Origin of the sequence: Burkholderia sp. 22088 (genome assembly GCF_052045915.1) — a bacterium.
Classification (GTDB): Bacteria; Pseudomonadota; Gammaproteobacteria; order Burkholderiales; family Burkholderiaceae; genus Burkholderia; species Burkholderia cepacia.
In genome coordinates this window covers 468,378-481,925 of the sequence record NZ_JBQEPY010000002.1, presented here as the reverse complement: position 1 = coordinate 481,925, position 13,548 = coordinate 468,378, and the positions used below count along the sequence as shown (strand labels likewise).

Here is a 13,548-nt window from a genome sequence, read left to right as displayed (position 1 = left end):
ATGGTCGCGACGGCCTCTTTTCGACAGTTGCGGCGCCGTATTCCGTCGGTAGAATCGGCACTTCCCAACCGGAGTGCCTCGCATGGACTCTCACGCCCCGAACCGCGGCGCGCTGGCGCCCCTCGTCTACCACGAAGCCGTAGCGGATTATTTGTGCCGGCATGAGCCGGACGTCTGGCGCTGGACCGGCGAGCGCGAAACGTACACCGAACAGCTCGAATCGCTGCGCGCGTCGCTGTTGCGCGAAACCTACCGGATCGACGCCGACGCGCACGGCGATGTCCATGCCGCATTGGCACTGGCCATGGAGCGACTCGGTATCGTCGATATACCGGCCACGCTCTACCAGTCGCCGGGCAACCAGATGAATGCGTCGCTCGTTTTCGTGCCGGGCGAGATCCACATCCTGTTGCAAGGATCCGTACTGGAGCGATTGTCTTCGCAGGAACTGCTGGCGATCCTCGGGCACGAACTCGCGCACCATCTGCTGTGGTCGCGCGCCGACGGCCGCTTCCTGACGGCGGACCGGATTCTCAACGACGCGGTGGCCAACCCGGCCGGAGCCGACAGTCATCGCGAGACTTTTCGGCGTTACGCGCTGCATACCGAACTCTTCGCGGATCGGGGCGGCGCCATCGCGGCCGGCGCGGTGGCGCCCGCCGTATCGACGCTCGTGAAGGTGCAGACGGGTATCAGCACGGTCGATGCCGCCGCGTATCTGCGTCAGGCCGCTGAAATCGAATCGAACGAGTCCGGCGCCAGTGCCGCATTGAGCCATCCCGAGACCTTCATCCGCGCACGTGCGCTTGCTCTGTGGTGGGACGGCGAGGCCGGTCTCGACGACTGGATCGACGCGCGCCTGCACGGCCCGCTTTCGCTCGAGCGTCTCGACCTGCCCGGCCAGGCGCGTCTGCAGGCGCTGACGCGCGGGTTCATTGCGCACTATCTCGACGGCGCGTCGCTGGCGAGCGACGCCGTGCTGGCCCAGGTGCGCATGCTGTTTCCGGACTGGTGTGACGACGAGCCCGTCGTCGGCCCCGACGCATTCGCGGCGGCAGGCGTCGACGACAGTGTGCGCGGCTATCTCAACGCGCTGATGATGGATCTTGCACTGGCGGACCCCGATCAGCGCGACGTGGCGTTGCTGCGCGCCGGGCAGGTCGCCCGGTCGCTCGGCAGCCTCGACGCACTGCAACTCAACCTTCGGCGCGACGCGGGCCTCGGCAAGCGCGATCTCGAACGCTACAAGCGGCAACTGACCGGGGAGAAGGACGCATGAACGACACGATCGACGACGGTGCGCCGCGCACGCTGCGCACACTGATCGCCGCGCAGGCCGGCGCGGCACTGCCGACCGACGACGTACTCGTGCTGGTGCTGCCGCTGTTCGGACAGGTGGCCGCGCTGCATGCTCGGGGCAAGGTGGCCCGGCTCGACGCCGACAGCATCGTGATCGGCGAAGAGGGCGGGCTGGCGCTGCGACACCCCGAGGGCGAAACGCCGCAGATGGACATCGGCGCCGTGCATCGCGTGCAGCCGCACCCTGCTTCGGGCCTGAACATCGTCGGCGCGCTGCGGCTGGAACACACACCGGATGGCCGCCACGATCAGACCGACCTCGCGCTGCAGACGGATGCGGCAGCCCCCATCGAGCGCCCCGTCTATTTGCCCGGGTATGCGAGCTGGGAGCGATCGCTCGGCCATCATGACGAGATCACAGACGTTTTCCTGCTGGGCATGGTGCTCGCCAGCCTCGCATGCGGGTTGAACTTCGAGACCGGGAGCGACCTGAACGGGTTCGTCGCGCATCGGCGCAATCTGTTCGTGCTTCACGAACGGCTGCATCCGATCGTCGCTGCGGTGATCGTCGAGATGACCGAAGTGAATCGCCACGACCGCGCGACCGACGTGGCGGCGCTCGCGATGCGCTTGCGCACGTGGCGCGAGCAACCGCTCGGCCTCGACGTCGAGCGCGCGCTGGCGGGGACGACCGGCGCGGCATCGCGTCGCGGCGCCGTGCTGACGCATCTGCGCGACCGCCTGTTCGATTTGTCGCGTCGCAACCGGCTGCTGCATTTCCGCCCGACCGCCGCGACCGTCAACCTGACCGTGGCCAGCGTGCCGTTGATGCTGCAGATCGAAAGCGTGCGTCCGGAACACATCTGCACGTGGGGCGGACCGTTCGCGGCCGACCTGGTGGCCGGCAAGGCCGTGCCGCTGCAGCAATGGCTGCGCTTCGACGACCAGCCCTACTTGCCGGCGTCGCTGGACCGGCTGATTGCCGATACGCGCCGCGAACGTGCGGAGTTCGGCTTCAGCAACCTGCGTCTCGTGGTCGCGTTCCTGCGTTGGCACAATCTGAAAGAGACACCCGACGACCGCATCGTGTCGCCGCTGCTCTGGTTGCCGGTCGAACTCGTCAAGCGCAAGGGCGTGCGCGATCAGTACGTGATCCAGTGCACGGGCGGCGACGCCGAATTCAATCCGGTGTTGCGGCACCACCTGAGTCAGCTCTACGACATCCGGCTGCCCGAGACGGTCGATCTGGGCAAGATCACGCTGGCCGAGATTCACGCGGATATCCTCGCGCAGATCCGGCGCTCCGAACCGGCGGTCGAGCTACGGCTCGTCGACAAGGCGTCCGTTCGGCTGGTGCGTCAGAAGGCGCTGCAGCGCATGCAGCAGTACCGGCGCCGCAAGCCCGCGGCGCGCGCGGGCGAGTCGCGCGGCAGCCGGCTGCCGTCGTTCAGCTACAGCCAGGATGACTATCGCCCGCTCGGCCGCGCGCTGTTCGAGGAATGGGTGCGGCCGAGCGAGCTGCCGCAGCGCTTCGAGGCGGGTGCCGCACCGGGTGCCAGCCTGCGTCGTCCGCAGATGGCGGACACGGCGGCCGAGCGCGTCGACGAGCGGCAAGGTTACGTGCTGCAGGAGGCGGAGGGCCATCGCTATGCGTGGGATCTCGACCTGACGCAGGTCACGCTGGCCAACTTCAACTACCGGAAGATGTCGCTGGTGCGCGATTACGCGCAACTGCTGGACGAAACCGGCGCGAACCCTGCGTTCGACAGGGTGTTCTCGATCGAGCCGCGCGAGGTGGAAACGATCGCCCCTGCTCCGCTGCCGGCGGGAGAACAGTGGAACGTGGTGGCGTCCGATGCGACCCAGAATGCGTCGGTGAGTCTGGCTCGCAGCCAGCGCAGCTTCATCATTCAAGGGCCGCCCGGCACGGGCAAGTCACAGACCATCACCAACCTCATCGCGGATTACGCGGGGCGCGGCAAGCGCGTGCTGTTCGTGTGCGAGAAGCGCGCGGCGCTGGACGTGGTGTTCCATCGGCTCAAGCAGAGCGGGCTGGACGCACTGTGTTGCCTGATCCACGATTCTCAGACCGACAAGAGGGCGTTCATTGCCGATCTGAAGACCTGTTACGAGCGCTGGATCGCGCAATCGCACGACAGCGAATCGTTGCACGCACGGCGGGCGGCACTGATCGATGCGCTCGACCTGCACCAGCAGCGCATCGACGCGTTCGAAGCGGCGATGGCCGCGGCGCCCGACGCGCTGGGTGCGAGCGTACGCACACTGTTGCGCCGTCTGGTCGCGCTGCCGGTCGCACCGGAAGCGGGTTTCGCGTTGCGCGAGCGATTGCCGGCGCTCGCTGTCTGGGATCGGCATGGCGAGCTGACCCAGCGCGTGCATCGCGCGATGCGCGAACGGTTCGGCGCGGACAGTCTCGCTTCGCAACCGTTCGCACGGCTGTCGGCAGGGCTGCTGGCCGACGAACGCGCATTCGGACGGGCCGAGCAGCTGTGCCGGGACGCCGACGCGCTGTTCGACGCGCTCGATCCGGTGCTCGACAACACGGCGGCGTCGATCGGACACGAAACCGCACTGGCGCGCGCCCGCACGATCGCGACCGACTGCCAGTGGCTGGTCGACACCGGCCTCGCCGCGCACCTCGACGTGCTCGACCCGGCATCGTCCGCTCAGGCGGCGCTGCGCGACGACCGCGACGCACTGGCTGCACATGCCGACGCGCTGACGGCCGCGCAGGCCGCGACCGTGCACTGGCGAGACAAGCTGTCGCCGGGCGATACGGCGTCCGCCCTGGCGCTCGCGCGCCGGTTCGAGACGTCGGCGCTGCGATGGCTGCAGCCGGCATGGTGGCGGCTGCGCGGCGAACTCCGGCGTCGCTACGACTTCGGGCAGCATGCGGTGCATCCTGGTTACGTCAAGGTCCTGGAGCAGCTGGCCGCGGAGCAGGCGGCTGCCGCTGCGCTCGACTCGGCCGATGTCGAATGCCGCAAGCGCTACGGCGTGAGCGAAATGGGCGCCTTCCTGCGCGCGTTGGCCGAGCTGGAAGCACGTCTGGCATCGGACGATGATTTGCGCGAACGGATCGCTCATCTGCGCCGGGCCGTCGATCCGCTTGCTGCCGCACGTGTCGAGGCCGGCGCCCGCGAGGCGCTTGACAAGCTGGCGGGGCGCATCCGCGAGAACCTCGTGATGAGCGACGACGCGTCGCTGGGCGATATCGCCGAATCGCTGCGCGATCTGCGGGAAGGCCTGGACGACTTGCCCGACCTGTTGCCGCTGTTGCGCGCGGTGCACGCGGCCGATCCCGCGTATGCGGCCACGCTTCAGTCTGCCGATCATGCGCCTGCCGAGCTGGAGGCGCTGATTGCCGACGAGGCGTTGCGCCGGCTCGAGCGCGAGAACCCGGTGCTCGCACGGTTTGGCGGTGCGGCGCTTGCCCAGGCCGCGCGCGCCGCCGCCCGGATTCAGCGCGAACTGCTGGCCGTGAACGCGCAGGTGGTGAGCTCGACGTTGCACCGGCAGTTCGCCGAGCACGTACGACAGTCTTCGTTGTCGGCCACGCAGCTCGATGCGGACGGCAAGACCTTCAAGAAGCGCTACGCGACCGGCCGGCGCGAGCTCGAACACGAATTCGGCAAGAGCATGCGGCACCGCTCGATTCGCGATCTCGCCGACGACGAAACGGGCATGGTCGTCAACGACCTGAAGCCGATCTGGCTGATGAGCCCGCTCTCCGTGTCGGATACGCTGCCGCTGTCGCCCGACCTGTTCGACGTGGTGATCTTCGACGAGGCCAGCCAGATTCCCACCGAGGAATCCGTACCGGCGCTCAGCCGCGCCCGGCAGGTCGTGGTCGTGGGCGACGAAATGCAGCTGCCGCCCACGAGTTTCTTCACGGCGGCGGGCGCGGAAGGCGAGGACGAGATCGTGATCGAGGAAGAGGGCGAGCGCATCGCAATCAGTCTCGACTCCGACAGCCTGCTGAATCAGGCGGCGCGCAATTTGCCCGCGACGCTGCTCGCATGGCACTACCGCAGCCGACACGAAGCGTTGATCAGCTTTTCCAATGCGGCGTTCTACGATGGCCGCCTCGTCACGATTCCCGATCGCGTGCTCGAGCAAAACGAGGACGGCGTGCAGTCGTTGCGATCGGATCAGGACGATGCAGGCGTCGTCGGTGCCGATGCGCTGCTGGCGCGGCCGATCAGTTTTCACCGGCTCGACGACGGCGTATACGTCGAGCGCGGAAACGTGCCCGAAGCGCGCTATATCGCGCGGGTCGTGCGCGAGCTCCTGCGCCGGGAGGGCGGCCTGAGCCTGGGTATCGTCGCGTTCTCCGAGGCGCAGCAGAGCGCGATCGAAGCGGCGCTGGAGGCGCTGGCTGCCGAGGACGCCGACTTTGCCGCGCGACTCGAGCGCGAGTACGTGCGCGAAGACGACGACCAGTTCAATGGCCTGTTCGTCAAGAACCTGGAAAACGTCCAGGGTGACGAGCGCGACGTGATCATCCTCAGCATCTGTTACGCACCGGGTCCCGACGGCAGGATGCTGATGAATTTCGGGCCGATCAACCAGCGCGGGGGAGAGAAGCGCCTCAATGTCATCTTTAGCCGCGCGAGGCATCGGATGGCCGTGGTGTCGACGATCCAAGCCGACGCGATCACCAACGTGCACAACGATGGCGCGGCCGCGTTGCGAGCGTTCCTGCAGTTTGCCCAGGCCAGTGCCACGGGCCAGTTCGATCGTGCGCAGGCGGTGCTCGGTGCGTTGAATCAGGGCGCGCGCGATGCCTTCACGCGGCGGACCTCGCCCGACGCCATTCGCGACGCACTGGCCGACGCGCTGCGCGCACGCGGCCATCGGGTCGACGTCGACGTCGGTCGATCGCAATTCCGCTGCGACCTGGCGATCGTCGATGCGACGAAGCAGGGCTATTCGCTGGCGATCCTGCTCGACAACCCGTCCAGCATCGTGGCCGATACCGCGGAGCGCTACGTGTTCCGGACCGGCATTCTGCGCGCATTCGGCTGGCGTGTGCTCGACATTCCCGGAAAGGACTGGCTGGATGACTCGGCGGGGGTGCTTGCACGCATCGAGGCGATGCTCGCGGACGGGGAAGATCGCGCGCTGGACCAGGAAATCGAGCTCCCGGTGCTTCCCGTCCGGACCCCGGCCCGGGAGGCCGCCGCGGTCGACGAGGAAGCGGTGGCAGCGGCCAGTGCGCCGACGGAGCGGGTGCGGTCGCTGCGATACATGCAGGGCGCGTCCAGCAAGTTCTGGCGCGCCAGCCTGCGCGGTACCGAGTTGAGCGTGACGTACGGTCGTATCGGCACGAACGGGCAAGTCAACCTGAAGCAATTCGAAAGCGTCGAACGCGCGCGCCGCGAAATGGACAAGCTGGTGGCGGAGAAACTGCGCAAGGGTTATGTCGAAGACCCGGCCGGGTGACAGCCGGCGCACGCTCGCAGGGCACGAGTGGCCGTCTGACCCGGCCGAATGAGGCGGCGCGGCCCCGCGGCAGGCCGCGCCGCTACATCGCCGCCCGCTGCCCCTCTCTCGGCCCGTGCCCCGTCCACCGCTTGAACGCACGGCGGAAGTTGTGCGCGTCGCTGAACCCGACTTCGTGTGCAACATCCTCGATCGACAGCCGCGGATTGCTCAGCAGCGTGAACGCGCGCTTGCGGCGGATCGTGTCGATCACCGTCTGGTACGACACGCCCTGGTCGGCGAGCCGCCGTCGCAGGGTGCGCTCGCTCATGCACAGCTGCGCGGCGATCTCGGCGAGCGACGGCGCATGCCGCAGGTCGCGCCGCATGATCCGTTCGATCGATTCGAGAAATTCGGTGCCTTCGGGTTCGGGCGGCAGCGCGTCCTGCAGGAATTCGAGCACCTGGCGATGCGCGAGCGGATCGTGGGTCGCGATCGGGCGGTTGCCGAGCGCGGCGTCGCACGAAAACAGGTTCTGCTCCTGTTCGAACCGCACCGGGCACGGGAACACGCGGGCGTATTGCTCCGCATAGGCCGGCGGCGGGTAGCTGAGATCGACGACCTTCGGCTGGAACGCGGGGCCGACGAGCGAGCGCCCGATCTTCATGAAGCTGCCGAACGCCTCCTCGACGAGGAACGCCTCGATGTCGGGCTCGAGGAAGACGTTGGTGGCGCGAACCGACAGCGTGCGCGCATCCGACATCACGTCGAAGCGCATCAGCGGCCCCGTGTGGCGCTGCAGCCCGATACCGGTCACGATCGCGTCCTTCAGCGTCGGGCTCGTCAGCATCGCATAGCCGACCAGCCCGATCGACGCGATCGTCTCGCTCGTGCCGAGTTCGAGGCCGAGCGCCCGCCCCGGCGCCATCTCGAGCGCGCGGCGGATCATCGTGCTCGCCTGGCGCAATGAAATCCGGCACGACGGATTCGACAGGTCGGCGACGTCGAAGCCGAGCCCGAGGCACAGCCGCGTGGGGTCGATGCCCAGTTCCTTGCTTGTCTCCGCGAGGCACCGCAACAGATGGACCGGCAGATTCGCCGTCGTATAACGGTCGGTATCGTCCATGGATGCTCCGTATTTTTTTCCATGGATTGTACTCGTCCCGCCCGGCCGGAGACCCGGCGCCGCCCCGGCCGCGATCGCCCACATCCCGCGCGGCCCCGCTTCAGAAGTAGTGACGCAGGCCGACCGTCGCACCGAGCTGCGTGGTGCCGGTGCTCGGCGCCTGCCCGTTCACGCCGACCAATTGCGCGCCGACCAGCCCGCCGCGGTAGATCGCGTAGTCGACTTCCGCATAGAGCATGCTGCGCTTCGACAGGCTGTAGCCGGCGATCACCTGGAACTGGCGCGCACGGCCGTCGAAATCAGCCGTATAGCCGGACTGCTGCGTCCACCACGCGTTGACGGCCGCCGTGAACGCCGACGTGAAGCGGTAGGTCAGCCCCGCGAGCGCCATCTTGCGGCGGCGGAACCCGCCGGGCACGGTCGGGTCGACGACCTGCGCGGGCGAGATGATCCCGAGCCCCGCCAGATCGGTCGGGCTGAACGGGCCGTTCTCGAACGACGTGAAGTCATTGTCGCGTGCGTTCTCGATGTAGCCGGCGTTGACGGTCGCGTTGCCGATCGTCACCGAGCCGCCGCCCGTGTAGATGTCGAATTTCCCGTGCGTGACGTCGTCCCAGCTGCGCATGAACGATGCGCCGACCGTGAACGGCCCCTTGTCCGGCGCATACGCGGCGGCCGCGCCGAGCTGGCCGCCGCGCACGCCGCCGCCCGCGTGGCCGCCCGGCGCGTATTGCGCGAGCAGGTAGAAGCTGCCGAGCTGCGCGCCGTACTGGATCATGTTGCTGGTGCGCGCGCCCGCGAGCATCGTCTGCTCCGGCTTGAACAGGTTGAAGTACGGGTCCTGCGGGCCGGCCCACAGGTTCGAGCCGAAGGTCAGCGACGCCATCTCGAACGGCACGTTGTACTGGCGCCCGAGCGAGAGCTGGCCAAGCGTAGTGGACGTCAGCCCCACGTACGCGACCTGGAAGAAATTCGGCGAGCCGGCCGGCACGATGGCGCCGCTGTTGGGGCCGAAGTGGCTTTCGACGTTGAACTGCGCGGACAACCCGCCGCCCAGATCTTCATTGCCCTTGAGCCCCCAGTAGCTTTCCGTCAGGCCGCCCCCGTCGGCCATCGAGATCTTGCGGCCCGTCGACACCGGTGTGCCGTCGGCGCCGTAGGACACGCCGTGCGTTTCGTAGCGGATGCCCGCATCGATCACGCCGTACAGCGTCACGTTGCCTTGCGCGTGCGCACCGGTACCGGCCAGGACCATCATCGCGCAGCACGCGGCGCGAACGCTATCGTGACGATTCATTCTTCTGGACTCCGCATCGAACTGGGGACGGACGGCTCGTGCCGTCGGGAACGACTGTAGAAAGCCAAATTTGCGCGAGCCAAGGCCGCGGCGGCCATTCTCGTGGTGCGTCGCGGCCACGGCATGGCGCACTGCGGTCAGGGCGCCGCGCCGGCCACGGCAGCGGGTGCCGCGCGGCGCAGCGCCAGCCGCACGAACGGGGCGGCGGCCAGCACGGCCACGCACAGCACGTGGGCGACGCGCGTGCCGCCGAAGCGGCCGAGCAGCGCGCCCGACAGCGCGGTGCCGATGCCGGCCGCGAAGAACGTGATGACGAGCGTGCGCGCGACCAGCGAGCCGTCCGGGTCGACGTCGGACAGCATGCCGGAGAGGAACGGCACGATCACGAAGAACGCACTGTTCAGCACGAACTGGCTCAGGAAGTACGCGCTGCCGCCGCGCGCGCCGAAGAACCATTCGATCGACGCGATCATCGCGAGCTGCGCGGCCCAGATCAGCGCGAGGCGGTGCCGGTGGCTGGCCGGATGCGACGGAATCGCCGCGCCGACGAAGCCGAGCAGGGACGACACCGACAGCAGCACGCCGATCGTCGTGGGCGACAGCCCGGCACGCTCGCCGACGAAACCGGCGATCGCCCATTGCGATGCCTGCACGCCATAGACGAGCGCCGTCACGACCCAGATCGCGATCACCGGCCGCCACGGCAGCGTGCCGGCGCGCAAGCGGGCCTGCGCGGGCGCGCTCGCGAACGCGTCGATGCCGCGGATCGCGGGCGCCAGCACGGCGACGACGGCGGCCAGCAGCGCGAACACCCAGCGCCCGAGCCACGCGGCCGGCAGCGCGGAGATCAGCACGAGGATGCCGCCGTTGACGACGCCCGCGAGCAGGTTGATTTGCCCCCACAGGCGGTCGGTCGATGCGCGTTGCGACACGCCGGACGCGACGACGACGAACAGCATCCCCTCGAACAGCCCCGTCATCCCGCGTGCGAGCGCCGCCGACACGATGCCGGGCGCGACCGCGCCGAGGGCCTGGCCGGCGATCGTGCCGATCAGGCCGGCCAGCGTGAACGGCCGCGCGGCGCGCGCGATCCGGTGCGACAGCAGCGCGCAACTGATCGCGATGCCGAGGATCTCGGCGCTGACGAGCGCGGTCGCGGTGCCTTCGTCGAGCCGGAAGCGCGTCATCACCGCCGCGACGAGGAACGGCGACAGGATCAGGCCGTTGGTGGCGGCCGCGAACGCGAGCGCAAGGCGGACGACGGCGCCGGTCGACGGATCGGGACGCGACGGCGCGGCCGCGTGCAGCGTGGCTGTGCTCATGAGGCCTCCTGGCTGGATCGCGGCCGATCTTGCGCGGCGCCGGCCGTTTCGTGCATCGGGTGTGTCCCCCGGTGGGCCGGCGTGGCGCGAGCGGTGGCGCTTGCGTTTGCGCCTGCGCTTTGCGGCAGGCCGAACAGCGTACGCAGGTACGGCGTCAGGAAGCGGCCGTGCGGGTCCATCCGCTCACGCAGCGCGAGGAAATCGTCCCAGTGCGGGTAGCACGCCGCCAGCTCGGCGGCCTTCATCGCGTGCACCTTGCCCCAGTGCGGCCGCCCGCCGTGATTGCGGCAGATGGCCTGCACGCCCGAGAAATACGCGTCGAACGGCATCCCGCGATACTGGTGCGCCGAGATGCGTACGCTGTCGCGCCCGTAGTCGGGGCTCAGCCAGATGTCGTCGCCGCGCACCCAGCGGTATTCGAGCGGGAACATCAGCGGGAAGCTGCGGCGCGCGATGAATGCGCGGATTTCGCGCAGCGCGTCGGCGCCGCGGTCGGCCGGCACCGACCACTCCATTTCGTTGAAGCGCACGCGGCGCACCGTCGACAGCATCGCGTAGCTCGCATCCACGTGCCGGCCGGCCGACACGGTCGATGCGCACAGCCGGCTCAGCGCCGGGCACAGCGCCGGCACGCGCCGGCCGAGCCCGCACAGCGCGCCGAACACCGTGTTCTCGAGGAACGACTCGGACGCGCGGCTCGCCCAGTGCACTGCGTCGGCCGGCTCGTCGGTCATGTCCCACGCCTTGGTCAGCACGGTGTCCGTGTGCGGGAACCAGTAGAACTCGAACGAGCGATGCTTGGCGATCAGCGTGTCCGCCTGAGCGAGGCAATCGTCGAGCCGCATGCCGCCGCGCTCGAGGCGCAGCTTGAACGCGGGCACGAGGCGCAGGCCGATCTCGGTCAGCACGCCGAGCGCGCCGAGCCCGATCCGGCCGCCGGCGAACAGTTCGGGATGCGTGTCGGCGCTCGCGCGAATCTCGCTGCCGTCCGCGCACATGAAGGTCAGGCTGTCGATCTGCGTCGCCAGGTTGCCGAGCGTGATGCCGGTGCCGTGCGTGCCGGTGCTGGTCGCGCCGGCGATCGACTGCACGTTGATGTCGCCGAGGTTCTCCATCGCGAGGCCGTGCGCGGCGAGCGCCGGGCCCAGCGCCCACAGCCGCGTGCCGGCATGTACGCGCGCGACGCGCCGGTCGCGGTCGACGTCGATCACGCCCTGCATCGCGTCGAGCGACAGGATCACGTCGTCGGTCTGCACGAGCGGCGAGAACGAGTGCCCGGCGCCGGCCGCGCGCACGGTGGCGCCGGCTGCCGCCGCGTCGCGCAGCACCGCCGCGAGCGCGGCGTGCGACGCGGGCGTCGACACGGTTGCATCAGGACTGCAGACATATCCCGACCAGTTACGCCACATGGCATTGTCTCCGTGGTTGTCGATCGAATGAGTTGAACGGTCTGAGCGACGGGCCGCGCGGCCCGCTAGAAAAAGCTCTTGCCTTCGCCGCGATAGGTGGGCGCCTCGCCGACCACGCGGCCGCCGCGGATCAGCAGCAGCGTGTTGAAGCGTTCGCACAGTTCGCCAGCCTTCGCGTGACGGAACAGGATCGGATCGCCGATCGCCGGTGCGACGCCGCGCGGCACGCGCACGGGCGTCTGCACCTCGCCCGCGCCTTCGTTGTCGATCAGCGTGCAGCCGGCCGGCAGCCACGGGCGGGGCAGCCGGCTCTTGCCGGCCGGGCCCGACGCGATATAGCCGCCGCCCGAGCAGGTCACGATGCCCGGCTGCGGAATCCGCACGACCGGCAGCGCGAAGCCGGCGGCGGGTTGCGCATGAAACGCCGCATAGTGATCGAACAGCGCCGGCGCGTAGAGGCCGGAGCCGGCGGCGAGCTCGGTGACCGATGCGTCGCCCAGCGTGCTTTCGAAGCTGCCGGTGCCGCCGCCGTTCACGAAGCGCAACGTGTGGCCCGCCGCCGCGAGCGCCTGCACGGCCGCGTGGCGGCGCGCGTTGATCTCGCGCGCCGAGCGGCGCTTCAGGTGGCGCACCAGCGCGTTGCGCGCGCCGCTGCCCGGCTCCGTGTCGGCCACGCCGGCGATCTGTCCTTCGTAACCCATCAGCCCGTCGAGCCGCACGTGCTGCCGCTCGCCGATGCGGTTCGCGAGGGCGAGTGCAGCGGCCACGTCGCGCACCGGCGAGCGGTACATGCCGAAATACAGGCCCGGATACGCGGACGACATGTCGAGATCGATCGCGAGCGGGATCGTCACGCCTTCCGCGCGTGCGAGGCGGTCGATCGCGTCGACCTGGGCGGCATCGTCGACCATCAGCGTGATCGAGCGGCCCCGCCCGAACTGCGCGGCCACCGCGCGAAGGTCGTCGGTCTCGACGGTCGGATAGGCGACGACGATGTCGTCGAACCCGCCGTCCGCAAGCCACGCGGCTTCCGCGGCCGAATAGCACAGCAGCCCCTGCATGAACGGGCCGGCGGCGAGCACCGCGCCGATCAGTTCGCGCGAGCGTACCGATTTCGTCGCGAGCCGGATCGGCAGGCCGCGCGCGCGGTGCTTCAGGTCGGCGAGGTTCGCGTCGAGGCAGTCGAGATCGACGAATGCGGCGGGAAGGCGGCGGCCCGCGAGCGCGTCGCGGTAGGTCGGATAGTCGTGGACGGCGGCGGGTGCGCGATGCGGAAGGTCTGCACGGCTCATGGAACGGGCTCGGCTGGGTGGGGTGTGTGCCGCGCCGACCGTTCGGCGCGTGTCGGAAACCAGCATAGGGCCGGCCAAAATGACGACCAAGCGCTCAGCGGGTCGTTCGACGGGTCTTATCCGGCCATCCGTATCGGCCACGCGCAAGCGTGAGCGTCGCGCCCCGTGAAGGTGGATCGTTGCTTGCTTGGTGTCGCGGCGCACATCGCGTGTGCCGGCGCGAACCACCGCCGGACGGGCACGACGCTCGACATCACGCGCGTGCCGATGCGACAACGAAATGCGTTTCAAACGTCTTGCCGGCCATCGCCGACGCGCGCAGGTTTAGTGCCCGCGTTCTAGTGCCGCTTTTGACTGC

Annotated in this window: 7 protein-coding genes; 2 read left to right on the top strand and 5 right to left on the bottom strand. The window is 69.1% G+C overall.

Annotated features, from left to right (window positions below):
- The first annotated feature begins 82 nt into the window (after positions 1–82).
- Together ACTJLD_RS05325 and ACTJLD_RS05320 are read left to right on the top strand one after the other, a co-directional pair.
- Positions 83–1,279, top strand: coding sequence for a M48 family metalloprotease (locus tag ACTJLD_RS05325; protein ID WP_060172404.1), 1,197 nt, complete (start codon positions 83–85; stop codon positions 1,277–1,279).
- Entirely contained in the window at positions 1,276–6,765 is a 5,490-nt protein-coding gene (locus ACTJLD_RS05320; RefSeq protein WP_440658217.1) for an AAA domain-containing protein, read from the top strand. The genes ACTJLD_RS05325 and ACTJLD_RS05320 overlap by 4 nt, the downstream gene beginning before the upstream one ends.
- Positions 6,766–6,847: 82 nt before the next feature.
- Here the strand turns inward: ACTJLD_RS05320 and ACTJLD_RS05315 are convergent, their stop codons facing one another.
- The 5 genes from ACTJLD_RS05315 to ACTJLD_RS05295 all read right to left on the bottom strand — a co-directional run bounded on the left by ACTJLD_RS05315 (position 6,848) and on the right by ACTJLD_RS05295 (position 13,190).
- Positions 6,848–7,870, bottom strand: a complete 1,023-nt coding sequence (locus tag ACTJLD_RS05315; RefSeq protein ID WP_027790048.1) for an AraC family transcriptional regulator — start codon at positions 7,868–7,870, stop codon at positions 6,848–6,850.
- A 100-nt stretch (positions 7,871–7,970) separates the two neighbouring features.
- Positions 7,971–9,167 (bottom strand): porin, encoded by a 1,197-nt coding sequence (locus ACTJLD_RS05310; RefSeq protein WP_021158030.1) that lies wholly within the window; start codon positions 9,165–9,167, stop codon positions 7,971–7,973.
- Positions 9,168–9,304: 137 nt separating this feature from the next.
- Entirely contained in the window at positions 9,305–10,489 is a 1,185-nt protein-coding gene (locus tag ACTJLD_RS05305) for an MFS transporter (RefSeq protein WP_440658216.1), read from the bottom strand.
- The gene (locus ACTJLD_RS05300) at positions 10,486–11,898 is read right to left on the bottom strand and encodes a D-arabinono-1,4-lactone oxidase (RefSeq protein WP_247039937.1); all 1,413 of its coding nucleotides are present in this window, start codon (positions 11,896–11,898) and stop codon (positions 10,486–10,488) included. Before ACTJLD_RS05300 ends, ACTJLD_RS05305 begins: the two co-directional genes overlap by 4 nt.
- Positions 11,899–11,963: 65 nt before the next feature.
- On the bottom strand, positions 11,964–13,190 hold the full coding sequence (locus ACTJLD_RS05295; RefSeq protein WP_440658215.1) for an amino acid deaminase/aldolase: 1,227 nt from the start codon (positions 13,188–13,190) through the stop codon (positions 11,964–11,966).
- Between the last annotated feature and the right edge of the window lie 358 nt (positions 13,191–13,548).

Excerpts from the sequence above, each read along its gene's own strand:
- ACTJLD_RS05305 (WP_440658216.1), bottom strand. The coding sequence starts at position 10,489 with ATGAGCACAGCCACGCTGCACGCGGCCGCGCCGTCGCGTCCCGATCCG.
- ACTJLD_RS05310 (WP_021158030.1), bottom strand. The coding sequence starts at position 9,167 with ATGAATCGTCACGATAGCGTTCGCGCCGCGTGCTGCGCGATGATGGTC.
- ACTJLD_RS05295 (WP_440658215.1), bottom strand. The coding sequence starts at position 13,190 with ATGAGCCGTGCAGACCTTCCGCATCGCGCACCCGCCGCCGTCCACGAC.
- ACTJLD_RS05320 (WP_440658217.1), top strand. The coding sequence starts at position 1,276 with ATGAACGACACGATCGACGACGGTGCGCCGCGCACGCTGCGCACACTG.
- ACTJLD_RS05300 (WP_247039937.1), bottom strand. The coding sequence starts at position 11,898 with ATGTGGCGTAACTGGTCGGGATATGTCTGCAGTCCTGATGCAACCGTG.
- ACTJLD_RS05315 (WP_027790048.1), bottom strand. The coding sequence starts at position 7,870 with ATGGACGATACCGACCGTTATACGACGGCGAATCTGCCGGTCCATCTG.
- ACTJLD_RS05325 (WP_060172404.1), top strand. The coding sequence starts at position 83 with ATGGACTCTCACGCCCCGAACCGCGGCGCGCTGGCGCCCCTCGTCTAC.